Source organism: Streptomyces sp. NPDC048211, from assembly GCF_043202315.1.
Lineage (GTDB): Bacteria > Actinomycetota > Actinomycetes > Streptomycetales > Streptomycetaceae > Streptomyces.
In genome coordinates, this window is record NZ_JBIDAD010000003.1 from 595798 (window position 1) to 621160 (window position 25363).

Annotated in this window: 14 protein-coding genes; 2 read left to right on the plus strand and 12 right to left on the minus strand. The window is 71.4% G+C overall.

All coding sequences use genetic code 11. The features are described 5' to 3' along the window. Positions 1-33 precede the first annotated feature (33 nt). Positions 34-246, minus strand: coding sequence for an MbtH family protein (locus tag ACGFZA_RS15405; protein ID WP_393679379.1), 213 nt, complete (start codon positions 244-246; stop codon positions 34-36). A gap of 212 nt (positions 247-458) precedes the next feature. On the opposite strand from ACGFZA_RS15405, the gene ACGFZA_RS15410 reads away from it, so the two are divergent. Next, the gene (locus ACGFZA_RS15410) at positions 459-1565 is read left to right on the plus strand and encodes an alpha/beta hydrolase-fold protein (RefSeq protein ID WP_393679381.1); all 1107 of its coding nucleotides are present in this window, start codon (positions 459-461) and stop codon (positions 1563-1565) included. Positions 1566-1802: 237 nt separating this feature from the next. Here ACGFZA_RS15410 and ACGFZA_RS15415 read toward each other — a convergent pair whose 3' ends face one another. The 8 genes from ACGFZA_RS15415 to ACGFZA_RS15450 form a co-directional block, all read right to left on the minus strand. Beyond that, positions 1803-3503, minus strand: coding sequence for an ABC transporter ATP-binding protein (locus ACGFZA_RS15415; RefSeq protein WP_385271503.1), 1701 nt, complete (start codon positions 3501-3503; stop codon positions 1803-1805). Then, a complete protein-coding gene (locus ACGFZA_RS15420) occupies positions 3490-14379 on the minus strand; it encodes an amino acid adenylation domain-containing protein (protein ID WP_393679384.1) in 10890 nt (3629 codons plus the stop codon). The genes ACGFZA_RS15415 and ACGFZA_RS15420 overlap by 14 nt, the downstream gene beginning before the upstream one ends. A gap of 59 nt (positions 14380-14438) precedes the next feature. Continuing rightward, the gene (locus ACGFZA_RS15425) at positions 14439-16226 is read right to left on the minus strand and encodes an ABC transporter ATP-binding protein (protein WP_393679386.1); all 1788 of its coding nucleotides are present in this window, start codon (positions 16224-16226) and stop codon (positions 14439-14441) included. A 40-nt stretch (positions 16227-16266) separates the two neighbouring features. Next, the gene (locus tag ACGFZA_RS15430) at positions 16267-17328 is read right to left on the minus strand and encodes an iron-siderophore ABC transporter substrate-binding protein (RefSeq protein WP_385271512.1); all 1062 of its coding nucleotides are present in this window, start codon (positions 17326-17328) and stop codon (positions 16267-16269) included. Between the two features lie 115 nt (positions 17329-17443). Next, the gene (locus ACGFZA_RS15435) at positions 17444-18325 is read right to left on the minus strand and encodes an ABC transporter ATP-binding protein (protein ID WP_393679389.1); all 882 of its coding nucleotides are present in this window, start codon (positions 18323-18325) and stop codon (positions 17444-17446) included. After that, entirely contained in the window at positions 18326-19387 is a 1062-nt protein-coding gene (locus ACGFZA_RS15440) for a FecCD family ABC transporter permease (RefSeq protein WP_393679391.1), read from the minus strand. Continuing rightward, complete coding sequence (locus tag ACGFZA_RS15445; RefSeq protein ID WP_385271521.1) at positions 19384-20442, minus strand: FecCD family ABC transporter permease; 1059 nt, start codon at positions 20440-20442, stop codon at positions 19384-19386. Before ACGFZA_RS15445 ends, ACGFZA_RS15440 begins: the two co-directional genes overlap by 4 nt. 63 nt (positions 20443-20505) lie before the next feature. After that, complete coding sequence (locus tag ACGFZA_RS15450; protein ID WP_385271524.1) at positions 20506-21852, minus strand: lysine N(6)-hydroxylase/L-ornithine N(5)-oxygenase family protein; 1347 nt, start codon at positions 21850-21852, stop codon at positions 20506-20508. 248 nt (positions 21853-22100) lie between these two features. On the opposite strand from ACGFZA_RS15450, the gene ACGFZA_RS15455 reads away from it, so the two are divergent. Next, the gene (locus tag ACGFZA_RS15455; RefSeq protein WP_385271527.1) at positions 22101-23048 is read left to right on the plus strand and encodes a methionyl-tRNA formyltransferase; all 948 of its coding nucleotides are present in this window, start codon (positions 22101-22103) and stop codon (positions 23046-23048) included. Positions 23049-23163: 115 nt separating this feature from the next. Here ACGFZA_RS15455 and ACGFZA_RS15460 read toward each other — a convergent pair whose 3' ends face one another. From ACGFZA_RS15460 to ACGFZA_RS15470, 3 genes are all read right to left on the minus strand, one after another. Further along, on the minus strand, positions 23164-24090 hold the full coding sequence (locus ACGFZA_RS15460; protein WP_393679394.1) for an aminoglycoside phosphotransferase family protein: 927 nt from the start codon (positions 24088-24090) through the stop codon (positions 23164-23166). Positions 24091-24180: 90 nt separating this feature from the next. Continuing rightward, positions 24181-24546 (minus strand): hypothetical protein, encoded by a 366-nt coding sequence (locus ACGFZA_RS15465; protein WP_385271530.1) that lies wholly within the window; start codon positions 24544-24546, stop codon positions 24181-24183. 84 nt (positions 24547-24630) lie between these two features. Continuing rightward, positions 24631-25242: an endonuclease gene (locus tag ACGFZA_RS15470; RefSeq protein ID WP_393679396.1), complete on the minus strand. Its 612-nt coding sequence runs from the start codon at positions 25240-25242 to the stop codon at positions 24631-24633. Between the last annotated feature and the right edge of the window lie 121 nt (positions 25243-25363).

The following is a 25363-nucleotide window of genomic DNA, read 5'->3' on the forward strand; positions in this document are numbered from 1 at the left end:
CTCCCGGATCCGGGCGGGACGGTCCGAAACGGGTCAGACGTCCACGGACGCCGCGAGGGACCGGGGCCGCAGATCGGTCCAGTGGGTCTCGACGAAGTCCAGGCAAGCCTCCCGGGTGTTCTCGTCGAAGGCGATCGTCCAGCCGCCCGGCACCTCCACGAAGGACGGCCACAGCGAATGCTGGCCCTCGCCGTTCACCAGGACGAGGAACCGGCCGTCGGGGCCGTCGAACGGGTTGGTGCTCATGTGTCAGTACCTCCTCGGGTCCGACGGGCCACGGTCAGCCGCGTCGAGCGTGTACATCTGTGCACCGGACCGCCCGGGCCGCCCGGGAGCAGGCCCGGGGAGCTCGTTCGATCGCGGGACCGGGGCATGGAACAAGAAGCCGAGCTTAGGTTAGGCTCCCCTAATTGACCTGAGCTTAGCCCTTTTCCCTTCCCTCTCACAAGGAGACGTCCATGCCCCCGGTGACCGAACGGATCCAGGCCGAGGACGACTTCGCCGCGTACGGACTGCCGGGCGCGCCCGGCACCGACGAGTTCTGGGAGGCGGCGCGGACGCCCGCTTCGGTCCCGGCGGGCGACGGCGGGTGGACGACCCTGTTCCTCTGGCGCGGCTCCCCGGCAAGCATCGGCTTCGAGAGCTGGTCGGAGCCGGTGCCCCTGAGCCGGTGGCGCGACACCGACTGCTGGTACGCCCGGGTGCCCATGCCGCAACGCCTGCGGGTGACCTACCAGTTCATGGTGGCCGACGCGGCCCACGCCGACCCGTTCAACCCGGTCGGCGCCGGCCCGGACCGCTCCATCGCCGCGACGCCCGACGCCCCCGCCCAGCCGCACTGGCCGGTCATCGGCGCCGACGACGTGCCACCCCTCCCCCGCACCCGGCTCCGCTGGACCAGCGAACGGCTCGGCGGACGACGGACCGTGCGCGTCCATCCGGCGGGCGGCGGCGGGCCGGTGGTCCTGCTCCTGGACGGGGACGACTGGCTGTACCTGCATCCGGCCATGGCCGCGTTCGACTCGGCCGTCGCCGCCGGCGAGATGCCGCCCGTGACGCTCGTCTTCCTTCCCGCCAAGGACCGGGCGGCCGAGTTCACCGGCGGAACCGGGCTGTGGGAGGCGGTCCGGGACGAACTGCTGCCCCTGGTCGCGGAGTCCGGGGTGACCGCGGACCTGGACCGGCTGGTGGTCGCGGGGCAGAGCCTCGGCGGGCTGAGCGCGATGGACGCGGCGCTGGAGCTCCCGGAGCTCGTGTCCCGGGTCGCCTGCCAGTCGGGATCGTTCTGGTGGACACCCGGCGTGAAGGACCTGGCACATCCCCTCGACGGTCCGGCAGGCGGCTCCGTGGCCGCACGCCTCCGGGAGCGCCCGGACCTGTCCGGTCTGCGGATCGCGTTCGACGTGGGGGAACACGAGACGCGCATGCTCCCCCACTGCGAGCCGGTCGAGGCCCTCACCGAAGCGGCGGGCGCGACCGTCCGGGTCTCACGGTCGGCGTCCGGCCACGACCGGGCCGGCTGGCGGCAGGCCCTGCTCAGGGACGTCGCCTGGGCGCTCGGCTGAGGGCTGCTCCAGAGGCCCTCACCCCAGGTGGATCGGCGCGGGCCGTCGGATGCGGTGCTTCGCCAGGCGGAGGGACGCCCGCGTACTGGAAGTACGCGGGCGTTCCGACGACGCGGCGAAGTGCCGTAGCCGTCGCCGTGCGCGCGCCTGGGATGGCGGGACAGCCCTGAGGACCGTTGGCCCTGACCGGAACAGACGGCCACGAGCCCGGCCGTCATCCGCACGGGACGCCGGCGGCTACCTCGCCACCGCCAGGCAGTAGGCCTCGTCGGTGGCGAGCAGGTGGCGATGGGTGTCCTCGGCCGTGATGACACCGTCGTCCAGGACGAGGACCCGGTCGGCGGCATCCAGCACGGCAGGGCTGCTGGTGATCACGACGGTGGTGCGGCCCCGGCGCAGCTTCACGAGGTTGCGCGCGATCAGCTGCTCGGTGACCGCGTCGACGGCCGTGGTCGGGTCGTGCAGGACCAGGACGTCGGTGTCGGCGGCCAGGGCGCGGGCCAGGGAGAGCCGTTGACGCTGCCCTCCCGACAGGTTCGCGCCACGGTCGCGGACGCCGTGGTCGAGTCCCTCGCGGTGCAGGGCGACGACATCGGTCAGCATGGAGGCTTCGACGGCCTCGGGAACCATCCGGCTGGTACCCGACGGGTCGATGTTCGTACGGAGAGTGCCCGCGAAGATCTCCGCGTCGTACGGATTCACCAGCATGTGCTCACGGACCGCCTCGACCGACAGGTCCGCGATCTCCCGCCCGCTGACCCGTACCACTCCCTCGTAGGCGTGCGGGGGGACGTTGACGGCCAGGATCGACGCGAAGTCGGCCGCCGCGCGCGGCTGGTAGGCGGCGATCGCCACGAACTCGCCGGCGGACACCCGCAGATTCAGCGTCCGCAGCGTCCCGTACCGCACGCCGTCGATCTCCAGGTCCCCGCCCGCCGCCGGGCGCCGCGGCCCCGGGGCCGTCACCGCCGGCGCCGCCAGTACCAGGGCCATCCGCTCGGCCGAGGCGCGCGCCATCATCACGTACTTCGGCATCTCCGAGAACATCTTGAGCGGTTCCATGATGAACTGCGCGAGGCCCACCGCCATGACGAGTTCCCCGATGGTGATCTGGCCGTCGAAGGCCAGCCAGCCCGCCGTCAGTGTCACCGCGGCGGCCAGCACCGCGTTGAGGGCCTGCGCGACGCCGGCGTACGCGCCGTTCACCCTGGCGACGGTGATCGCCTGGTGCTTCGCCTCCGTGCTGACCCTGCGGTAGGACACGAACGCCGCGTGGTTGCCGCCGAATCCGTGCAGCGGGCGGAGGCCGGTGATGAGGTCGGCGACCTTCGCGCCGGCCCGGGCCACCCGGGCCTGCTGTTCCTGGGTACTGGCGCCGATCCGCTTGGACATCACACTCAGGATCGTCAGGATCACCACCGTTCCCATGATCACCAGCAGTCCCAGCCGGAGGTCCGCCAGTCCCAGTGCGACGGCCGCGACCAGCACCGCCACCATCGAGCTGATCAGCAGCGGCACCACCTCGATGATGTCGGCGGTCGAGTCGGCGTCCTCGGTGGCGATGGTCAGCACCTCGCCGGACTTCAGATCGATGTCCCTGTCCACCGGCTGGAGTCCGCACGCCGCGACCTGCACCCGCCAGCGGTGCGCCTCGGTCGTGTTGGCCTTCTGCAGGATGCGCATGCCGAACCGCCACGACAGGGACACGGTCGTGATGATCACGGCCAGCGCGCCGATCGCCACCCCGAGCGAACCGGGGCTCCGGTCCTGCAGGGTGTGCTCGACGATCAGGCCGAGCGCGATGGGGAAGGCGGTCTCGCCCGCCTGGTACAGGCCCATGAGGACGGTGCCCCAGGCCATGGCACCCAGGTTGCGGCGCAGGGCGGTGCGGAGGATACCGGTTCCCTGGAGGGGCCGGTGTGGGTCAGGAGTTCGCATCGAGGTGACCGGCAATCGCTTCGGGGGTTCGCAGGGTGAGCAGGTCGCGGATCGTGATGACTGGACCGTACTCCCGGCGGAGCAGTCCGATCAGACGTACCGCCAGCATGGAGTGGCCACCGAGGGACACGAAGTCGCTCACCGCGCTCACCTCGTCGTCGTCCAGGTCCAGCGCCTCGGCGAAGAACTCGCACACGGTGATCTCAGTGTCGGTCTCCGGTGCGCGTCCGGCCACCGTGGTCAGCACGCCCAGGGGCCTGGCCTCCGGCAGCGCCTTGGTGTCGGCCTTCCCGTTGACGGTCAGCGGGATGCGGTCCACCTGCGCGTAGTGCGTGGGGCGCAGGAAGTCCGGGAGGGCGGCGCCCACTTCGGCGGCGACGGACGCCAGATCGGAGCCGTCGAGCACCAGGTAGGCGGCCAGTCGGTACGCCCCGTCGACCTGCGGGTCGGGCTGGGCGACGGCGGCGGCGAACCGCACCGCCGGGTGCGCGGCGAACGCCGCCTCCACCTCGCCCGGTTCGACCCGGTGCCCCCGGATCTTGACCTGCTGGTCGGTGCGGCCCAGGTACATCAGGTTCCCGTCGGGCCGCCGGATCACCAGGTCCCCGGTGCGGTACATGCGCTCGCCGGGCTCACCGAACGGACACGCGACGAACCGGTGCGCCGTCTGCGCGGGCTGCCCGAGGTAGCCGCGTGCGATGCCGACGCCCGAGACGTACAGCTCCCCGGGCACGCCGTCCGGCAGGGGGCGCAGCCACGGGTCCAGTACGTACACCTCGGTGTTGTCGATCGCGACGCCCACCACCGGATCCGCGCACTCGAAGGTGCCGACGCCGAGGGTGTTGATCGTGTACTCGGTGGGTCCGTACAGGTTGTACCCGGCCGTCCCCTCAGTCTCCCCGAGGCGCTGCCACAGGGCCGGGGTGACGGCCTCGCCGCCCAGCAGCACCAGGGCGGGCCGCCGTTCGGGGTGGTCGAGCAGCCCTTCGGACACCAGTTGCTGCGCGTACGTCGGGGTCACGTTGATGACGTCGATCCCGTGCTCCAGGCAGTACTCGACCAGCCGGGGCGCGTCGCGGCGCAGTTCCTCGTCGCAGATGTGCACCTCGTGGCCGTCGGCGAGCCACAGCAGTTCCTCCCACGACATGTCGAAGGCGAACGACACGGTGTGCGCGATCCTGAAGACCCGGTGTCCGTGCTGCGCCAGCACCGGTTCGAAGATGCGGCGCTGGTGGTTGATCAGCATGTTGGTGAGTCCCGCGTACTCGGTCACCACGCCCTTGGGCCTTCCGGTCGATCCGGAGGTGAAGATCGTGTACGCGGGGTGCCGCAGGCGGTCCGGGTCCTGCGGCGCGAACGTGCGGAAGGGTTCGGCCTCGGGCAGCGGGCGGTCCAGCTCGATCAGCGCACCGGTCAGCCGGGGCGACACCGCGCTCACGGTGAGGGTCACGTCCGGGCGGGCGGCGTCGACGATCGCGGCGATCCGCTCGTCCGGATGGTCGAGCTCCAGCGGCACATAGGCGGCTCCGACGCGCAGTACGGCGAACAGCGCCACGATCGAGTCGAGTGAACGCGGGATCGCGAGGGCCACGGTCCGCTCGGGGCCGATACCTCGGCCTGCCAGCACACCCGCCACCGCGCGGCTGCGGTCCCGCAGCTCCGCGAAGGTCATGGACGCGCCGTGGGCGACGAGCGCGACGCGCTGCGGGTCGCGGTCCGCGGCCCGGTCGAACCGGTCGACGACGGTGTCCGTGCCGACGTCCGTACGAGCGGCGGGCGCGGGCAGCGAACCGGCCCCGCGCAGGGCTCCGACCGGCCCGGTCGCGCCGGCCAGGTCCTCCAGCACGCGCAGGTAGCCGGCGAGGAGGAGCCGGGCGCCCTCGGGGTCGTCGTCGCGGTGCTCCAGCTTGACGGTGAGCCGGTCGCCCGGCGTGACGACCCAGGTGAACGGGTAGTGGGTCGAGTCGTCGGCCTGCACCGACGTGATGCCGTGGGCGGCGTTCATCTCGGCGAACGAGTCCAGGTCCAGGAAGTTCTGGAGCACGAACAGGTTGTCGAACAGGGCGTCGTGTCCGCCGGCCCGCTGGATCTCGCCGAGTCCCAGGTGTTCGTGTTCCATCGCCTCGACCCTGGCCGCCTGAACGGCCGCCAGGTACTGCCGGACCGTGTCGTCGGGCCGGGCCCGCGTCCACATGGGAACGGTGTTGAGCAGCACTCCGACGATCTGGGACAGGCCCTCGCCCTCCCGGCCGGAGACGGTCACGCCGAACACCGCGTCGGCGCGTCCGGTGTGCGCGCCCAGCAGGAGGCCGAACGCGCCGGTCAGCACCGTGTTCAGCGTGACGCCGTGCGCCTTGGCGGCCTCCCGCAGCAGGTCCGACAGCTCGGCGGACATGGTGTGCACGAGCGCGCGCGGCAGCGCGTCCGTGACGGGCGGCCGCGGCCCGGCGAGCAGGGTGGGACCGCTGAGGCCGGCGAGGTGGTCCGCCCAGAAGCGTTCCGCCACGGCGGGGTCCTTGGCGGCGAGCGCACGGGCGTAGTCCTCGAAACCGGGCGAGGGCGGGACCGCGTCCGGGGCTCCGCCCGCGACGACGGCCCGGTAGGCGTCGAACAGGTCCCGCAGCAGGATCTCGCGCGACCAGCCGTCCCACAACAGGAGGTGGTAGCTCAGCAGCAGGCGGTCGCGGCCGTCGGGCAGACGCACCACGGTCAGCCGGACCAGCGGCGGCTCACCCGGGTCGAATCCGGTGTCGCGGTCCTCGGCGCGCAGGGCGTCGGCCTCGGCCTCGGTCGCCAGGGTGACCGTGCGGACTCCGACGCGCCGGCCCGCCTTGAGGACCTGGACCGGATTCCCCCGGTCGTCCGTGGTGAAGCCCGCGCCCACGACGGGGTGCCGGGCGATCACGTACGCCATCGCCTCGGCGAGGGCTTCGGTGTCCAGGCGGCGGTCGAAGGTGAAGTAGCTCTGCGCGACATAGTGTCCGGCCGTGCCCGCCATCTGGGCCTGGAAGTACAGCCCCCGTTGGAGGGGGGTGACCGGTGCGGTGCGCTCGGCCGTGGCGGCGGCGTCCGCGATGTGCTCCAGTGCGTTCTGCCAGTGCCGGGTGATCTCGTCGGGGATGCCGTCGGCGAGGGTGAAGGCCGCGTGCAGGCTGCCGGTGGTGTCGTCGGTCCAGGCGTTGACCTCGACGGCGTACGGGCTGCCCTGGTCCGCGCCGGTGAGGTGGGGCGCCTGGGACTCCCCTCCCCTGCCCAGGTAGTTGAACAGCACCTGCGGCTGGGCCGTCAGCAGCGGAGCCGTCTGCGGGTTGAGGTATCTGAGGCGGCCGTAGGCGACGTGCCCGTCCTCGTCCGGCTGACGTGCGGCGACTTCGCGCGCCGCCTCGACGGGGTCGGTGTGCGGCGTGAGGCGGACCGGTGCGATGGCGGTGAACCAGCCGACCGTACGGGTGTAGTCGTGGTGTTCCCGTACGGGGACGCGGCCGTGCCGCTCCAGATCGATCGCGAGATCGCCGGCGGACGGCTGGATCCGGGTCAGCGCGGTGCGGAGCGCGCCGCACAGCAGCTCGGTGAGGCCGACGCCGAGTGCGGCGGGCGCGGTACGCGTCACCCGGTCGCTCACGTCGGGCGCGAGCACGACGGTGGTCTCGCGCAGGCCCTCGACGGACGGCAGCAGCGCGGGGGCGCCGAGCGTCGTGATCCACTCCCCCAGTCCGGTCACCTCGGCGGCCCGGATGCCCGTCGCTTCGGCGTATTCGGCGTAGGGCGTGGTCGGCGGCGCCAGGGGCGCCCCGCTCAGTGCGGTGGCCAGGTCGTCGAGCAGGATCAGCCAGGACACCGCGTCGACGGCGAGGTGGTGCACGGCGACCACGAGGGTCCGGCTCGCCGCCTGCCAGGAGAACGCGATGACGTCGCCGGACTCGGGGTCCAGGCGCCCGGCGGCCGCGTTCGCCGCGGCCGTCACGTCGTCCGGGTCCGTCGTGACGACGGAGACCTCGCGGCCCGGCGCGGTGCTCAGGGCCCACACACCGTGCTCGGTGTCCAGCGTCAGCCGGAGGACCGGGTGGGCTGCCACGACGGCGTTCGCGGCGCGTTCGATGTCGGCGAGTCCGGCGCCCTCGGGGGCCACCAGCGACCTGGCCTGGGCGAACCGGGCGAGCGGGCCGCCCAGTTCCCGCCGGCGCAGGATGACCGGAGTCGGGACCAGCGGGCCGTCCTCACGGCGCACGGGTCCGGCCGCCTCGGTCCGCGGTGTACGTGACTCCAGCGCCCCGGCGAGTGCGCGCGGGGTCTTCAACAGGAAGACGTCCCGCGGGGCGATCGACAGCCCGAGGGCCCTGGCCCGGTTGATGACGGTGATGGCGAGAATGCTGTCGCCGCCGGCCATGAAGAAGTCGGTGTCGGCGTCCGCGCCCGAGCCCGGAAGTGTCTCGCCGAAGATGCCGGTCAGCGCGGCGAGTGCGGAGTCGGTCCCGGGCCCGGTCTCCTGGACGGGCTCCGCCGCCGCCTGCGCGGCCAGGGCCTTGCGGTCCAGCTTTCCGTTGACGGTCAGCGGCAGCGCGTCGACCGTCACCAGCCGGCCCGGCACCATGTGCGCGGGCAGCTTCGCTGCGAGGAGGCCGGTGAGGTCGCCGGGCACGCGGCCCACGACGTGCGCGACCAGGTGGTCGCCGCTGTCCGCCACGCTGACGGCCACGTCGACCACGCCGTCGAGTCCCCTGACCGCGGACTCCACCTCGCCGAGCTCGATCCGGAAGCCCTTGAGCTGGACCTGGTCATCGGCCCGGCCGGCGAACTCCAGCTCGCCGTCGAGCGTCCGGCGGGCGAGGTCGCCCGTGTGGTACATGCGGGAGCCGTCGCCCGCGAACGGATTCGCCACGAACCGGCCCGCGGTGAGCCCCGGCCTGCCGAGGTAGCCGAGGGACACCTGGTCGCCCGCGACGTAGATGGCGCCCACCCGGCCGGGCGGCACCGGCCGGAGCCGGTCGTCGAGCAGATAGGTGTCCAGACCGGGGATCGGACCGCCGATAGGGCTGACGTCGGCACCGAAGTCCTCGTCGGTGAGCACCCGGTGGGTGACGTGGACGGTCGTCTCGGTGATGCCGTACATGTTGACCAGCTCGGGCGAAGCGGTGCCGTACCGCTCGACCCAGCCGCGCAGTCGCGCGGGATCCAGTGCCTCGCCGCCGAAGATGATCCGGCGCAGTGCGGTCACCGGTTCACCGGCGTGCCGGTCGGCCTCGATGAACCGGTAGAAGGCCGACGGGGTCTGGTTGAGAACGGTCACTCCGCGCTCGCGGACCAGCCGGTGGAAGTCCACCGGGGAACGGGTCAGGGCGTGGTCCGGCACCAGCAGTTCACCCCCGTGGACCAGTGCGCCCCACAGCTCCCAGACCGCGAAGTCGAAGGAGTACGAGTGGAACTGGACCCACACGTCGTGCGGGCCGAAATGCATGTCGGGCCGGGTGTTCGCGAGGAGCGCCACCACGGCGGTGTGCGGGACGACGACGCCCTTGGGCCGGCCGGTCGATCCGGACGTGTAGATCACGTACGCGGGGTCGTGCGGGCTCGGGTCCGCGGTCTTCGCCGCCGGTCCGTCCGCGTGCGGCAGTGCCTCCCCGAGCACGAGCACCCGGGCTCGCACGCCCGCCCGGGCCAGCAGCCCGGTGAAGCGGTCGCGCTGCTCACGGTCCACGAGAACGGCCTGCGGTGCGGCGTCGGTGAGGATGTACTCCAGCCGTTCGTCCGGGTAGGCCAGGTCCAGGGGTACGTACGCACCGCCCGCGGAGACGATCGCGACCAGGGCCACGACCTGCTCCACGGAACGCGGGACGGCGACGGCGACGCGGCCGCCCGGTCCGACACCGGCAGCCCGAAGCGCGCCCGCCAGTTCGTCCTTCGCCGAGGCCAGTTCGCCGTACGTGAGCGACTCGGAGCCGCCGCCGATGGCGCACTGGGTGACGGCCGGGGCGGCGGGATCGCGCAGAGCGGCGGCGTCGAACAGTGCGCCCAGGGTCGTCGGGGCGACCGCTGCGGGGCGCCGGTCGTGCGCGGCCGTCAGGTCCTCGACCCGGGCGTCCGGCCGGGTGAGCAGGCCGGTGAGGGTACGGGTGAACGTACCCAGGATCGCCTCGGCGCTCGATTCCCGGAGCAGCTCACCGTCGTAGATCAGGTTGAAGCGCGGACGGCCGTCGCGTGCGCGCTCCACGACCAGAGTCAACGGGTAGTGCGGAGCTCCCTCGTTCACGATGCCGGTGATGACCAGTTCGTCGTCGGGGCCGCGCAGGGCGCTGACGTCGGTCGCCACGTCGAACACCACCAAGGTGTCGAAGCGGGCGCCGGCGCCCGTCTGCCTGCCGATCCGCGCCAGGGAGACGTGCTGGTGGGGCAGCACGGTGCTCTGGTGCTCCCGCACCGAGTCGAGCAGACCGGACGCCGTCGTGGCGGTGTCCCAACGGGCCCGTACGGGGATCGTGTTGATGAACAGGCCCACCATGTCCGCGATGCCGGGAACCTCCGCGTCGCGTCCGGACACGGTGGAGCCGAACACCACGTCCTTGCCGTGCAGGAGGCCGCCGAGCGTCACCGCCCAGGCGCTGTGCACGGCCACGCTCAGCGGCACGCCGGCCGACCGGGCGGCCGCGTCGATGTCGTCCGCGGGCTCCACGGCCGTGTCGGCGAACCGGTCGGACGGGGTGTGGCCCTCGGCGACCAGGGAGGGGCCGGGCAGGCCGGCGAGCTGGTCGCGCCAGACGCGGTCGCTCTCGTCCTCGTCGCGTCCGGTGAGCCACTGCACGTAGTCGGGGAAGCCACCGGCCCGGTAGGCGGTCCCCGGCCGGTGGTACTCGGCCAGCAGTGTGCGGAGCATCGGAGGCACCGACCAGCCGTCGGCGATGATGTGGTGCACGGTCTGTACCAGCACGTTCCGGCCCGGGCCGCCGCGGATGAGCGTGTAGCGCATCAGCGGACCGGTGGCCAGGTCGAACCCCGCCCGGCGGTCCCGTTCGGCGTGGTCGCGGATCTCGGCGTCGGTGATGCCGGGACGGTCCAGTGTGGTGAAGGGTGCCTCGGCGCCGCTCTCCAGCACGGAGACGACCCGGCCGTCGGCGAGGGCGGTGAACCGGGCGGCCAGGTTGGGGTACAGCGTGAGCAGCCGGGTGGCCGCCGACGCGAGCCGGCCGCCGTCCACCTCGCCGTCCAGTGTCAGCAGTTGCTGCTCCACGTAGCTGCCCGCCGAGTCGCCGTCGAAGACGGAGTGGAAGTACAGGCCCTCCTGCAACGGGGTCAGCGGCAGGATGTCGTGGAGTCCGGGGCCGTCCAGTGCGTCGACATCGGCCTGCGTCAGCGCCACCGGGGCGAAGTCGCTGGGCGAGTGGCCGCCCCGCTGGAGCGCGGCCAGTCCCGTCAGGGCCTCCCTCAGATACTCGCCGACTGCGGCGATGTCCTCGTCGGTGAACAGGCCCTCGGGCCAGGAGATGGTGGTGACCAGCTCGTAGGCGCCGGTCGCCGCGGGTTCGGCGATGAGGTTGAACTCCAGGGCGCGCGGCAGGCGCATCCTCGGGTCCCGCTTCTCGCCCAGCTGTCCCGTGGTTCCCGCGAGCCGCCAGTCGCCGGAGGTGTCCGAGTCGAAGCGGCCCAGGTAGTTGAAGAGCACCTGGGGCGCGGGCGCCTCGAACCGGGCGCCGGCCAGGTAGCGCAGGGCGCCGTAGGAGACTCCGTTGCTCGGCATGCGGGCAAGGTCGTCCTTGACCGCCTTCAACGCGGCGGTCAGGTACACGGGTGAGGTGAGGTCGGCTGCGGCTCCGGGGTCGACGGTCACCGGGAAGAGGGTGGTGAACCAGCCCACGGTCCGCGACAGCTCCGGCTCGAAGCCCGCGGCGTCCGCCACGAACCGTCCTTCGCGGCCGTGGCCCTCCAGTTCGATGTGGGCGAACGTCTGGTCCTGACCGAGGTCGCGGCGCCACCGGGCGAGTGCGACGGCGAGCGCGGTCAGCAGGACGTCGTTGACGCCCGCGTGGAACAGCGCGGGGATCTCGCTGAGCAGTGCCGTCGTGATCTCGGGACCGACCGAGACGGTCCGCTCCCGTTCCTGGGCGACGGTGTCGGCCCCGGACAGCGCGCGCCTGCCCACCGGCCCGTCAGGTCCGGGCAGGGGACGGCCGAAGTAGGCACGGTCCTCCTCGAACGGGGCGCGCCCGAGCAGCTCCGTCCAGCGCCGGAACGACGTTCCGGCCGCGGGCAGTTCGACCGGCGCACCCGCGGTGATCTGCCGCCATGCCGTGGCCAGGTCCTCCATCAGCACCCGCCAGGAGACGCCGTCGACCACCACGTGATGGACGACCACGACCAGCTGCCGTGCCTCGGGACGCCAGACGGCACGCAGCATGACGCCGCCGTCCGGGTCGAGCCCGTCGGTGGCGCGTGCGACGCAGGCGTCGAGCGGCCCGTCGCTCTCCTCCCAGCGGGCGACGGCGTCGGCCGCCTCCGGTATGTCGAAGCTCCAGCGCTCCCCGCGCACCAGCCTGGCCCGCAGCATGGCGTGGTGCCGGACCACGGCGGTGAGGATCGCGTCCAGGGTGCCGGCGGTCAGGCCGGCCGGGGTGTTGAGCACCACCGACTGTACGAAGCCGTCGACCGCGTCCGTGGTCCCGCCGAGCCACTGGACGATGGGCGATCCCACGACGGGCCCGGTCGCCACGTCGTCGTCCTCGGTCGTGGAGACGTCCTCACGGCTCGCGACCGCGGCGAGGGCGCCGACGACGGTGTGGGTGAAGATCTGCCGTACCGTGACATGGAGGCCGGCGTCGCGCACCGCGCTGAGCAGGGAGATCGCCAGGATGCTGTCCCCGCCGAGGCGGAAGAAGTCCTGGTCGACGCCGACCTCGTCCAGCCGCAGCACCGCGGCGACGGCCGTGCAGACGATGCGCTCGTTGTCCGTGGTGGGTGCGAGGACCGGTCCGGCCGATGTCGCGGGTTCCGGCAGCGCGGCGCGGTCGAGCTTGCCGTTGGCGGTGAGCGGGAACTCCTTCATGACGACGGTGTGGGCGGGCACCATGTACTCCACCATGTGCTCGACGGCCCACGCCCTGACCTCGTCCGCGTGCAGGTCCTCGCTCCCGGCGGCAGGGATCACGTAGCCGACGAGATAGGTACCGCCCGCCGTGTTCTTCCTGGCGACGACACAGCTGTGCCGTACGCCGGGGTGTTCCGCGAGTCCGGCCTCGACGTCCTCGATCTCCAGGCGCATACCGCGGATCTTGATCTGGTTGTCGGCCCGGCCGAGGAAGTCCAGCGAGCCGTCCGGGGCGAACCTGGCGAGGTCGCCGGTCCGGTAGAGCCGGGAGCCGTCGGCCGCGAAGGGGTTCGCCACGAAGCGGGACGCGGTCAGACCGGGCGCGTTGACGTATCCGCGGCCCAGGAGGAAGCCGCCCACGTACAGTTCGCCGCCGACCCCGACCGGGACCGGGCGCAGCTCGTCGTCGAGTACGTACAACTGGGTGTTGGGGTTGGCCTTGCCGATCGAGGTCGACAGGCGCTCCGCCGCGCCCCGGTAGATGACGTGGGAGACGCCGATCGTCGTCTCGGCGGGGCCGTAGCCGTGGTACATGGGGATGTCGAGGCGGGTACGGAAGCGCTCGTAGAGCTCGGGGGTCAGGACCTCGCCGCCGCACCACACGTGGCGCAGGCTGTCCAGCCGTCCGGAGTCCCCCGCCATCTCCAGCAGGACGTCCAGCATGGACGACACCAGGTAGGTGAAGGTGACGCGCTGCTCCGCTATCACGCTGAGCAGGTGGTGCGGGTCGCGCTCGCCGCCGGGCCGCAGGACGACCAGCCGGCCACCGCACACCAGCGGGAGGAAGATCTCGTTGATGGAGATGTCGAAGGACAGCGGCGCCTTGAACAGGGACGCGTCGTCGTGGCCGAAGTGCAGAATCTCGTCGACCTGCCACAGCAGCCGTTCACTGATGGCTTCGTGACGGATCATCGCGCCCTTGGGCCGCCCGGTCGAGCCGGACGTGAAGATCACGTACGCCAGTGCGGGGCCGGGGACGGTGACCTCGGGTCCCTCGCAGGGGTGGGAGGCGAACCTCCAGTCGTCGAGGTCGACGGCCACGGCCTCCGGCTCGCCCGGGCCGTGCTCGCCCGAGGTGTTGAGCTGGAGCACGACCCGGGCGTCCTCGACGACGACGGCCCGGCGCGCGGCGGGCCACGCCGGATCGAGCGGGACGAACGCGCATCCGGCCCGGAGCACGCCGAGCAGCCCGATGACCATGTCCGCGGAACGGACCAGGGAGATGCCGACCACCTCTTCGGCGGCGAGTCCGCGCTCCGTCAGATGGTGTGCCAACTGGGCAGAGAGCGCGTCCGCCTGACGATAAGTCAGTGACCGCTCTCCGTCGACGATCGCGACGGCGTCGGGCCTTGCCCGCGCCTGCTCACGGAACATCTCCACGATGGTCGGGCGGTCCCGGCCGGCCTCGGTGTCGTTCCACCGGGCCAGGGCCTCGATCCGCGTGCCGACACCGGAGGGGCCGATGGTCCCGAGAGGGCGGTCGGGGAAGTCGGCGAGGTCGTCCAGGGCGAGCTGGGCATCGGCCGGAGAGATCCCCTCGGGGACGGCGATACTGCGGCCGTCCGCACCGATCCCCCAATCACCCGCCCCGGAACCGCCGTTGTCGACCCATCCGAGGACGTCGGCGAACAGCGTGCCGGGAGTGAGGTCGATACCGTCGGGGCTCCGGCCGGTCGCCCAGTAGGACAGACCGACGGCACATGCCGTGACGAGGGTCCGATCGCTGTAGTCACCGGTTCTCCGCCGCAGGCCGGCCAGGCCCGATTCAGAAAGCAGTGCGGGACGAGCGCCCGGTTCCATCATCGAAGACTCCGCTTCCCAGTCCGAGGTGTTCAACTTAGCCTAGCCTAACTAAGGCTCACCTAACTACCCTCTCGCCAGGCCTGCCACAGGCGCGCGTACCGGCCCCCCAGCGCCACCAGTTCCTGGTGCGTCCCCTGCTCCACGACGCGTCCCGCGTCCAGCACGGCGATCCGGTCGGCAGCCATCGCCTGGGTCAGCCGGTGCGCCACGAACAGCGTGGTCCGGCCCGCGCACGCGGCAAGCACACCGCGCTCCAGCTCGGCCGCACCCTCGCTGCCTGCCTCCGCCGTCGACTCGTCCAGGACGACCACCGGTGAGCGGGCCAACACCAGCCGGGCCAGGGCGATCTGGGCAACCTTGGTGACGTCCAGGCGCTCACCGCCCTCGCCGACCATGGTCCGCAGCCCGTCCGGCAGGGCGTCCGCCCAGACTCCCGCACCGACCGTCCACAGCGCGCCCATCAGCTCGTCGTCGCTCGCCTGCGGCGCGGCCAGCCGCAGGTCGTCGGCGAGCGGGCCGGAGAAGACGTGCGTCTCCTGCGTCAGGATGCTCACCAGGGCCCGCGCGCCCGCCTCGTCCAGGCCTGCGAGGTCGTTCGGCCCGATGTGCACCGAGCCCGCCAGGGGCGTCCCGATGCCCGCGATCAGTGCGGCGAGGGTCGACTTGCCCGCACCCGTCGCTCCCACCAGCGCGAGAGACCCGCCGGCCGGGATCGTCAGGCTGACGTCCCTCAGGACCGGTTCCTCGGCGTCGGGGTAGCTGAACGTCAGCCCCTCCACCGTCACCGGGTACGTCACGGAGTCCGCCGGCGTCACGGCGGCATCGCCCACCAGGCGGTCCTCCGCGTCCTCCCCCAGCACCCCGACGAGCCGGGTCAGGCTGGCGCCCGACTTCTGCGCCTCGTCGAACGTGAACATGATGGCGCCGAGCGGGGTGAACAGCCGGTGGAACATCAACGGGGCGGCCGACACCTCTCCGAGGGTGGCCGCGTCGCCCTCCAGCAGGGCGTATCCGACCAGGAGGATCAGAACCAGCCCGATGAACTCGGCGCGGTTCTCCCTGCCGACGAAACGGCCGAAGAACCGGAAGACCTCGATGCCGAGTTCACGCACCCGCCACGACTCGCTCGTGACCTTCTCGCGGAACGCGCCCTCCAGGCGGTACGCACGGACCGTGTCGATCCCGTTCAGGCCGCTGATCAACGCCTGCGCCCGGTCCGCCTGCGCCGCCCGTTGCTTCCGGTAGAGCGGCGCGGACCGCGGAAGGTACCAGCGCAGCGCCAGCGCGTACGCGGGCAGCGCACCGGCACCGGCCAGGCCGAGCCGCCAGTCGAGCCCGAACATGCCGGCCGTGGCGATGGCGACCAGCACCCCTGCCGTGAACACGGTGGGGATGGCCGACCGGATACCCCGGGAGAGCACGGCCACGTCGTCGCCCACACGGGAGAGCACGTCGCCGCGGCCGACCTGCTCGATGCGCGCGCTCGGCATCCCCAGCACCGCGCGAACGGCGCTTTCCCGCAGCCGGGCGAGCAGGTCCGCACCCAGCCGCCCGATCAGATACGTCGATCCCGCGGTGGCCGCCGCCCCGAGGAGCGCGGCCACCACCATCAGCACCCCGATGCGGACGAGGAGCGAACGCGAATCACCGTCGACCACCCCGTCGACCACCTGGCCGAGCAGGAGTACCGGGAGCACCTGGAGCGCCGCCCCGGCCACCGTGGTGAGCACGGTGGCCGTGGCCAGCCACGGCACCTCACGACAGTGCGCCGTGATCCACCGGGCGGCCTCACCCCCGGTCGCCGTACGCAGGGTGGCCGGGGCGGGACGGGTGCCGGTGGCGCTCACACGCGGGCCGGGGCGGGCCGGCCGAAGGTGTCGGCCGACGTCACTGGTCGACCGACTTGACGAGCTCGTCGATCGCGTACGGCATCGACAGCAGGGTGCCCTGGGAGATGGCCGCGCCAACTGCCGGCCCCTCGCTGTCGAGCAGGTACGACACCCGACCCTCCTTGACCACGGACAGGTTGCTGAAGAGTTCGGACTTCTTCAGCGCCTCCTGGTCCGCCTTGTCGTTGATGACGAAGACACGGTCGACGTCGACGAGGTCCATGCGCTCCGGGGAGAGCGTGGTGTAGAACTTGCCGCCCGCAATCTTGTCGATCTCCGTCGCGCCCTTGAAGCCGATACCCGTCACCAGCCGGCCGCGTACGTCGGTGGTCGTGAACGGCGCCACGGACTTCTCGTACCAGGACAGTGCGACACCGGTCTGCTTCGCGAACTCCGGGTGGGCCTTGGCGGCAGCGTCCAGCTTCGCCTGGATGCCCTTCACCATGGCGGCACCTTCGGTCTCCTTGCCGAGCGCCTTGGCGATGTGCAGCGCGTTGTCCTGCCACGGCGCGCTGAAGGGCTCCTTCTCGGCCTTGGTGCGGCCGACCGTCGGGGCGATCTTCGAGAGCTTGTCGTACGCGGCCTGGTCGACCTCGGAGTAGACCGCGATGATCAGATCGGGCCGAAGTGCGGCGATCTTCTCGTAGTTGGGGCCCGTGTCACCGTTCTTCATGATGACCTCGGGGCGGGCGTCACCCCACTTGTCCTTCACCCAGGGCCACTGGGTGTTGATGTCGGGGGTCTTGCCCGCGGGGTTCGGGTACTGGTCGACCATGCCGACCGGCTTGATCCCGAACGCCAGGATGGTCTGGTCGTCCGTGTAGCCGACCGAGACGACCCGCTGGGGCGCCTTGGTGATCTTCGTGGATCCGAACGCGTGCTCCACGGTGACCGGGAACACGCCGGAGGAGGCGGCGGGAGCCTTGTCGCTCGCCTTGTCCGTGTCGTCCGACGAGCCGGAACCGCATCCCGCCAGGAGACCGATGCCGAGGGTCGCGGCCGACACCGTCGCCGCCAGCCGCCGCCAGGGCTTCGTGAGCATCGTTCTATGGGTGAGCATCCGGAATCCCTTGCTTTCGCACTGTCTACTGAGCCCCTGCATAAGGGCAGCCAAACCTTACCCCGACCGAGTGAGGGCAGCCTAGCCTAACTAGCGTATTGCCCCTGTTCGAAACCTAGTTGAGATGAACGTGGGTGCGGCCGATCGGCACGATGAGGGGCCGGTCCCCCACCGGATCGTCGATCACCATCGCGCGCAGCCCGAACGCCTCGTGCAGCAGCTCGGCGGTGATGACGTCACGGGGGTGCCCCTGCGCCAGGATCGCCCCGTCCCGCATCACGACGAGGTTGTCGCTGTACCGCGTGGCCAGGTTGAGGTCGTGCAGCACCATCACCACGGTGCATCCCGACTCGTGCAGATCGTCCACCAGGTCGAGCACGTCGATCGCGTGTGTCAGGTCGAGGTAGGTGGTCGGCTCGTCCAGCAGCAGCAGGTCGGTGCCCTGGGCCAGGGTCATCGATATCCAGACGCGCTGGCGTTGTCCGCCGGAGAGCGAGTCGACGGCGCGGTCGGCCAGGTCGGACACCCCGGTCATGGCGAGCGCCTTCTCCACGACGCCGGCGTCGTCCGACGACCACTGCCGCAGCCAGCTCTGGTGCGGATGACGCCCCCTGGCGACCAGGTCGGCCACCGTCAGCCCCTCCGGGGCGACCGGGGCCTGCGGAAGCAGGCCGAGCTTCTTCGCCACGTCCCTGGTCCTGAGCCCGGCGATGTCCTCACCGTCCAGCACGACCGCCCCCTTGGCCGGCTTGAGCAGGCGCGTCAGGGTGCGCAACAGGGTGGACTTCCCGCAGCCGTTGGGGCCGATGATCGTGGTGATCACACCCGGCGGGATCGCGACGTCCAGATCGTCGATGACGGTCCGGCCGCCGTACCCGACCGTGATGCCCCTGGCCGCCAGCCGTGCGGTGTCACCGCCCACCGGCTCGACCTCGGTGATGGTGTGGTGAACGGCCACAGGCCCCCCTCTGTCCGGGTAGTCCAACTCGTCTGTCATCTATCGGAGGTTCGCCCGCACCAGCAGGTACACCAGGAAGGGTCCGCCGATCGCGGCGGTGACCACACCGACCGGGAGACCGATCGGCAGCGCCGAACGCGCCACCAGGTCGGACCCGATCAGCAGCAGTGCGCCGACCAGGCCGGAAGCCACCATCGGCGGTGTCGGGCATCTCGCCAGACGCATCGCCACCTGCGGCGCCACCAGCGCCACGAACGGGACCGGACCCGCCGCGCTCACCGCCACCGCGGCCAGCAGCACCGCGCACAGCAGCAGGACGGCCCGGACCCTCGTGTACCGGACGCCCAGCCCCGCGGCGACCTCGTCCCCCAGATGCATCGGCTTGAACTGGAAGGCGACGCAGGCCACGACGGTCATCAGCGCGAGCGAGCACCAGAGCGCCACCCGGACCTCGTCCCACGACCGGTTGTCCAGCGAGCCGACCAGCCACACCTGGGCCCTGGCCACATCCCTGATGTCGGCCGAGACCAGCAGCCAAGTTGTGACCGCCTCCGCCATGGCGCTCACCGAGATGCCGATGAGGATGAGCCGGAAGCCGTCGATGCCGCGCCGCCACGCCAGGAAGTACACCAGCAGGCCCGCCCCGAGACCGCCCGCGAGGGCCGCCGCCGACACGCCGACGGCACTGACGACCGCCGCGGCGGTCCCGCCCGACACCGTCACCAGGAAGACCGCGACCACGCTCGCACCCCCGGTGATTCCGAGAATGTCCGGGCTGGCCAGGGGATTGCGCGCGACGGACTGGGTGATCGCCCCGGACACGCCGAGCGCGATCCCGACCACGAGACCGGCCAAGGCACGCGGCATGCGCAGATCCATGATCACGAACTCGTCGACCGCTTCGCCCCTGCCGAGGATCGTGGCGAACACCCGGGAGAGACCGATCGGGAAGTCCCCGACGGCGATGGAGAGGCAGAACACCAGGAAGGCCGCGGCCGCCAGCACCAGCGTGACCAGCACGATCCAGGGCCGCCATACGAACGACACCCGGCCGAACCGCACGCCCGGCGCCAACGAGGGCTTCGTCTCTGTCACCTTCATGCGCTCCTGAACTTTCCACGCCACACCAGAGCGGCGAAGAACGGGGCACCGAGGAGGGAGACGACGACACCCGCGTCCAGCTCACCCGGTCTCACCACCAGTCGGCCCACGATGTCGCAGACCAGGAGGACCACGGCCCCGAGGAGGCCCGCGTACGGCACCAGCCAGCGGTAGTCCGGTCCGGTCAGATAGCGGGCCACATGAGCGACCATGAGCCCGAGAAACGCGATGGGACCGCACGCCGCGGTCGCCGCGCCCGCGAGCAGGGTGACCGCGAGGATGCCGACCGTCCGGCTCAGCGCGATGTTCACACCCAGCCCCCGTGCCACGTCGTCACCCAGGTTCAGCAGGTTGAGCGACGGCAGCATGACGAGCGCCAGTACCAGCCCGACGGCGACGAACGCGGTCACCGGCCAGATGACCGCGAAGTCGACGCCGGCGACGGAGCCGGAGTTCCAGAACCGCAGCGCGTTCAGCGACTTCTGGTCCGACAGCGCGACGGCGGTCGTCATGGCCGCGAGGAACACGGTGATCCCCTGCCCGGCCAGCGCGAGGGTCAGCGGATTGCCGGCGCCCCTGCCGATGCTCGCCAGCCCGAACACGACGACACCGGCCACCGCCGCCCCCAGGAAGGCGAACCAGACGTACTGGAACGGATCGGTGAACCCGAACACGGCGATGGCCGACACCACGGCGAACGAGGCGCCCGCGTTCACCCCCAACAGGCCGGTGTCCGCGATGGGGTTGCGGGTGTAGCCCTGGATCAGCGAGCCGCCGACGCCCAGGGCGACGCCCGCCACGACGGCGAGCACCGTCCGGGGCACCCGCACGGTCTGCACGATGAGCCGGATCCCGGTGAGCCGCTGATCGGACTCCGGTGCCGCGAACAGCCCGTGCCACACCTCGGCCGGACTGAGCGCCCGCGCACCCACGGCCAGCGACAGCGCTCCCGCGACCACCAGGATCGCCAGAAGCGCGACCAGCCCCACAACCCGCCTGCGGCGGGCCGTCGTCGTGCCCCGGGGAGCGGAGCGCTCAACTGCAGTCGTGCTCATGTCTGCGTACGTTATCCCTTTGATCCACTCGAACGGCACGGCGGTCCGGGCCGTTTGACCGCACTAGCGCGGCGAACCGCCTGCGACCGGCTGAGCCTCGCCGACGGCGGGTTCGGCACCCCGGTCGAGGAGCGAGTCCAGGATCTCGCCGACCCTGATCGCGGTGTTGGACAGCAGGGCGGACGTGATGCCGTGCGTGTGCTCCGTGCCCCCCTGGAGGTAGATGCCGCAGCGCAGGCCGGAGTCCGTCGCGATGCGGTAGTCCCGCTCGACGCGGACGCGGCCCTCTTCGTCCCGCAGGCACCGGTCCGCCACATCACCCAGGAGACCGAGCGGGTCGGCGGGGCTGTAGCCGGTGGCGAGCACCACGACGTCGGCGTCCAGGACTGTCTCCTCACCCGTGACGAGGGACCGCACGGTGGCGCGGGCGTGGTCGGGTGTCTCCTTCACCTCTTCGAGGCGCGAGACGTTGAGGAAGCGCAGCCGTTCGGTACCGAGCACCTTCTCCTGGTACATCTGGCGGTACAGGTCGTCGATCAGGTCGATGTCCACCACGGAGTAGTTGGTGTTTCCGTGGTAGTCCATGAGTCTGCGCTTGACGCCCTCGGGGGCGGCGAAGTACTCGTCGACCGCCCCGGGGTCGAATATCTTGTTGGCGAAGCTGCTGTCGTCGGCGGGGCTGTAGCCGTAGCGGGAGAACACCGCGCAGATCTCGGCCCCCGGGAAGCGGCGGTGCAGATAGGCGACGTTCTCGGCGGCGCTCTGCCCGGCGCCCACCACCACGAACCGCGAGGGCGAGGTGCCCTCCAACGTGTCGACCTTCGCGAGCAGTTCGGAGTTGTGCCAGACGCGGTCGCCGCGCTCCACACCCTCCGGCACGAGGGGGCGCAGCCCGGTGCCGATGACGAGGTTGCGGGCACGGTGAACCGTGAGCCCCTCCCCCGACCGGACCGTCACGTCCATGTACTCCACGGCTCCGTCGTGGACGACGGGGGTGACGCCGACGACCTCGTGATCGTAGGAGACCATGCCGGCGACCTGCGCCGCGGCCCACTCGAAGTAGTCGTGGAACTCCACGCGCAGCGGGAAGAGGTTCTTGTGGTTGATGAAGTCGATCAGCCGCCCCTTGCTCTGCAGGTAACAGAGGAAGCTGAACTTGCTGGACGGATTCCGGAGCGTCACCAAGTCCTTGAGGAAGGAGACTTGCATGGTTGCGTCGTCGATGAGCATGCCGCGGTGCCAGCCGAATCGCGGCTGCTGCTCGAAGAAGTGAGCACTGACCGCCTCCTCGGTGCCACTGCGTGCGTTGTGCTCACTGATCGCGATGGCCATGGCCACATTGGACGGCCCGAAGCCGATGCCAATGAGGTCGTGGACCGGTGGTGCGTCGCCAGGACGAACCTGTGACATGTCACTCCCATCGTGCGGGGAAGCCGCCTGTCAGGTGTGGGGAAAGCGCGAGAGACGGGCACGCCGATGGAGCGACCCGGTGGAACTTAGGTGAGCCTAAGCTAATCCTGTGACGCTGTCGATAGGCGCGGGCCGTACGACCGTCCACTGCGGCGGACCAACTGGATAACTGTATGCGCCCATTGCCAGATTAGGTAAGCCTTGCTTTACTGAGCCTCGCTTCATTCCCACGCTGAGGAGGAACCCCTATGCGGGTCGTCATGTTCGGTTACCAGACCTGGGGGCACCGCACCTTGCAAGCCCTCCTGGACTCCGAGCACGACGTGGCGCTGGTCGTGACGCACCCCGCGAGCGACCACGCGTACGAGAAGATCTGGAGCGACTCCGTCGCGGACCTCGCCGAGAAGCACGGCGTTCCGGTACTGATCCGCAACCGCCCCGACGACGAGGAACTGTTCGAGCGCCTCAAGGAGGCCGCCCCGGACATCATCGTGGCCAACAACTGGCGTACCTGGATCCCTCCGCGCATCTTCGCTCTGCCGCGCCACGGCACGCTGAACGTCCACGACTCGCTGCTGCCGAAGTACGCCGGCTTCTCGCCGCTGATCTGGGCGCTGATCAACGGCGAGCAGGAAGTCGGCGTCACCGCCCACATGATGAACGACGAGCTCGACGCCGGTGACATCGTCCGGCAGGAGGCGGTTGCGGTCGGTCCGGCGGACACCGCCACCGATCTCTTCCACAAGACCGTCGACCTCATCGCCCCGGTCACCACCGCGGCTCTCGACCTCATCGCCGCCGGGCAGACGGAGTTCACCAAGCAGGACCGCTCCCGGGCAAGCTTCTTCCACAAGCGCTCCGCCGAGGACATCCGCATCGACTGGACGTGGCCGGCACAGGACCTCGAACGCCTGGTGCGCGCCCAGTCCGCGCCGTATCCCAGCGCTTTCGCCTTCCATCGGGGCAAGCGCCTGGAGGTCGTCACCGCCGTGGTGTCCGAGGGCCGCTACGGCGGAACGCCCGGCCGGATCTTCTACCGCGAGGGAGAGGGTGTGGTGATCGTCGCCGGCGCGGACGCACGCACCGGACGCAACCACGGTCTGGCCGTGACACGGGTACGCACCGAGGACGGCCGGGAGATGCCCGCGACGGAGTACTTCACGTCCATGGGCGGATACCTGACCAGCCGCCCCTGACACGCGGAACTCCCCGGCCCCACGCTCCGCGACGGACACGGCCTCGCTGCCGGGGCGTCAGCGAGTGGGGCGTCGTACTCGTCGGCAGCCTGATCGCCACAGCCCCCTCGTTCACTCAGCGGGCTGTGGCGATCAGGCGTCGCAGTGCGGCCCGGGCCGGTGGGCCCCACGTGGCCTTGCCACCGAGACGGCCATGGACTCCGGCATCTCCGACGAGGATGCCGGTGAGAGCCTGCCGCACGGCCCAGCCGCGGGCGCGGCGCAGGGTCGCGGCGTCAACGGCCGGCTGGTAGGTGTCATGGAAGCGGTCGACTCCGCCGTCGGGCAGAAGCACCCAGGGCGCGGCGAGGTCGCAGGCCGGATCCCCCGAACAGAGATCGCCGAAGTCGATCACGCCGGAGATGGTGCCCTCCGCTGTGAGGACGTTGGCCGGATGCAGGTCGCCGTGGAGCCACAGCGCCGGGCCCGCCCACTCGGGCGCGGCCACCGCGTCCTCCCAGACCGCGCGGACGGCATCCGGTTCGGGGACCAGCCCCTGCTCGGCAGCCGAGGCGAGCGTCTTGAGGACATCCTCGGAGAGGCCGGCCAGCGACCCGCCCCGGCCGAACCGTCCGACGGGCGCCGCGTCGGGGGCCGGGTGGTGGAGGGCGCCCAGAAATCCGGCCAGGGCATCCGCCGCGTCCATGGTCCTGGTGGCGGGAGTCCGGTCGGCCGGCTCGCCCGGCAGCCAGGTGGTGACGATCCAGGGCCGCGGAAACCGCTCGGAGGGCTCTCCGAGGCGCTGCGGCACGGGAATCCGGAGCGGAAGGACCGGGGCGAGGACCGGCAGCCAGGTGTGCTCCTCGCGCAGCAGCGCGTCCGCCGACTGCGTCGCCCAGGGCAGCCGGACGGCGAGGTCGTCGCCGAGCCGCCACAGCTGGTTGTCCCAGCCCCGCGCGCCGAGCCGGACAGGGCGATCGGCCAAATCGGGGTGCTGGTCGCGCAGCAGTTCCCGTACGAGCTCCGCGGTCATCTCGATCTCGGTGGTCCCGGTGTGCGTCATGCGGACCCACGGTAGCCGGACTCACCTGCCGGGCCGGGTCCGGGGATGCCGAGCGGCAGGCGGTGCCGGCCGCCGTGGCGGGACCGTGCCTCACGGCTCCCCTCCCGCGGCCGTCGGCGAGAGCCTGCGCAGCGTCTCCTCGGCGTCGGGGACCGAGACCGCCAGCCTGCTGAGCGGTGAGCTGCGGTGCAGTTCCACACACAGCACCGGGCCGCCCGACCGCACCAGGGTGAAGTCCTGGCCTTCACGGTGTTTCCGGGTGCCCGCACACAGCCTGCCGGGAACGCAGATGCCGCGATCGCGTTCACCGCGCAGCGCGCGCCACCAGTCGGGCTCGACGTACACACGGCGCAGCGCGGATCCCGGCACCCGCACGTCGTGACGGCGGGCCGCCGCCTTCTCCCACCACGACAGCCGTACGACGATGTCCGTGCCCTCGATCAGTACCCGCGCCATGGCTCCGCCCTTCCCGGCGCCCGGTTCCCGCCTTCTCGTAGGGGCATCCCTGAGGTGGTGCGGCTTCCTCTCGGATCCTGTGGCTCACTTGGCCAGTTCGACCCGGACCAGGGCAGCCGCCAGCCTCGGGAGGTCGTCGCCGGTGACGAGGCGGGCAAGCTCCTTCGGCGTCCTCGGCAGGTTCAGCCCGGCGGCGGCGTCACGGGCCCGGGTGTCGAATGCCGGGCGCAGCTCCGGCCACAGGCCCTGCGCCTCCCGGCTGAAGATGTCCGCGCCCACCGGTCCGATCCGGGGGAACTCCCGCAGCAGCCCGCGTATCCGCTCCGGATCCCCGCCCGCCTCCTCGCGCAGTCGCCGCAGATCCCCGCGGTACCGGTCGAGCAGGAGTTCCGCGCCGTCTCCGAGCGCGGTGGCCGTGCTCTCGTCGTAACGGCGATAGTGTGCGCGGCCCAGGGCGTCCACCCTGTCCTGCCAGGTAGCCTCCGCCATCGCGCGCGGCGTACGCATCCCCGCTGCGGACAGCTCCCGGGCGGCGGTCACCGCGATGTCGGCCTTGATGCGAACCGACAGCAACACGCAGAGGGTCAGCAGTCGGTAGAGCGGTGAGGGCGTGTCCCGGAGCCGGATGCCGGCTTCCTCGGCGTACGTACGCCCGTGCTCCTCCAGCAGACGCTCGACCGTCGCCGTCCGGGACATGGAGCACCTCCCGTGCCCTGCACACGGTGCGACCCGGCCGACTTGTCCACCGCGTGTCGCGGTTCGTCACCGTGCCCGCGCGCGTACCGGGCCGTCGACCGGCCTTCATTCTACTCGTGGG

Coding starts and splice junctions, on each gene's coding strand:
- ACGFZA_RS15435 (WP_393679389.1), bottom strand. CDS start 18,325: ATGACAGACGAGTTGGACTACCCGGACAGAGGGGGGCCTGTGGCCGTT.
- ACGFZA_RS15430 (WP_385271512.1), bottom strand. CDS start 17,328: ATGCTCACCCATAGAACGATGCTCACGAAGCCCTGGCGGCGGCTGGCG.
- ACGFZA_RS15405 (WP_393679379.1), bottom strand. CDS start 246: ATGAGCACCAACCCGTTCGACGGCCCCGACGGCCGGTTCCTCGTCCTG.
- ACGFZA_RS15465 (WP_385271530.1), bottom strand. CDS start 24,546: ATGGCGCGGGTACTGATCGAGGGCACGGACATCGTCGTACGGCTGTCG.
- ACGFZA_RS15440 (WP_393679391.1), bottom strand. CDS start 19,387: ATGAAGGTGACAGAGACGAAGCCCTCGTTGGCGCCGGGCGTGCGGTTC.
- ACGFZA_RS15410 (WP_393679381.1), top strand. CDS start 459: ATGCCCCCGGTGACCGAACGGATCCAGGCCGAGGACGACTTCGCCGCG.
- ACGFZA_RS15455 (WP_385271527.1), top strand. CDS start 22,101: ATGCGGGTCGTCATGTTCGGTTACCAGACCTGGGGGCACCGCACCTTG.
- ACGFZA_RS15445 (WP_385271521.1), bottom strand. CDS start 20,442: ATGAGCACGACTGCAGTTGAGCGCTCCGCTCCCCGGGGCACGACGACG.
- ACGFZA_RS15415 (WP_385271503.1), bottom strand. CDS start 3,503: ATGCGAACTCCTGACCCACACCGGCCCCTCCAGGGAACCGGTATCCTC.
- ACGFZA_RS15420 (WP_393679384.1), bottom strand. CDS start 14,379: ATGATGGAACCGGGCGCTCGTCCCGCACTGCTTTCTGAATCGGGCCTG.
- ACGFZA_RS15450 (WP_385271524.1), bottom strand. CDS start 21,852: ATGTCACAGGTTCGTCCTGGCGACGCACCACCGGTCCACGACCTCATT.
- ACGFZA_RS15460 (WP_393679394.1), bottom strand. CDS start 24,090: ATGACGCACACCGGGACCACCGAGATCGAGATGACCGCGGAGCTCGTA.
- ACGFZA_RS15470 (WP_393679396.1), bottom strand. CDS start 25,242: ATGTCCCGGACGGCGACGGTCGAGCGTCTGCTGGAGGAGCACGGGCGT.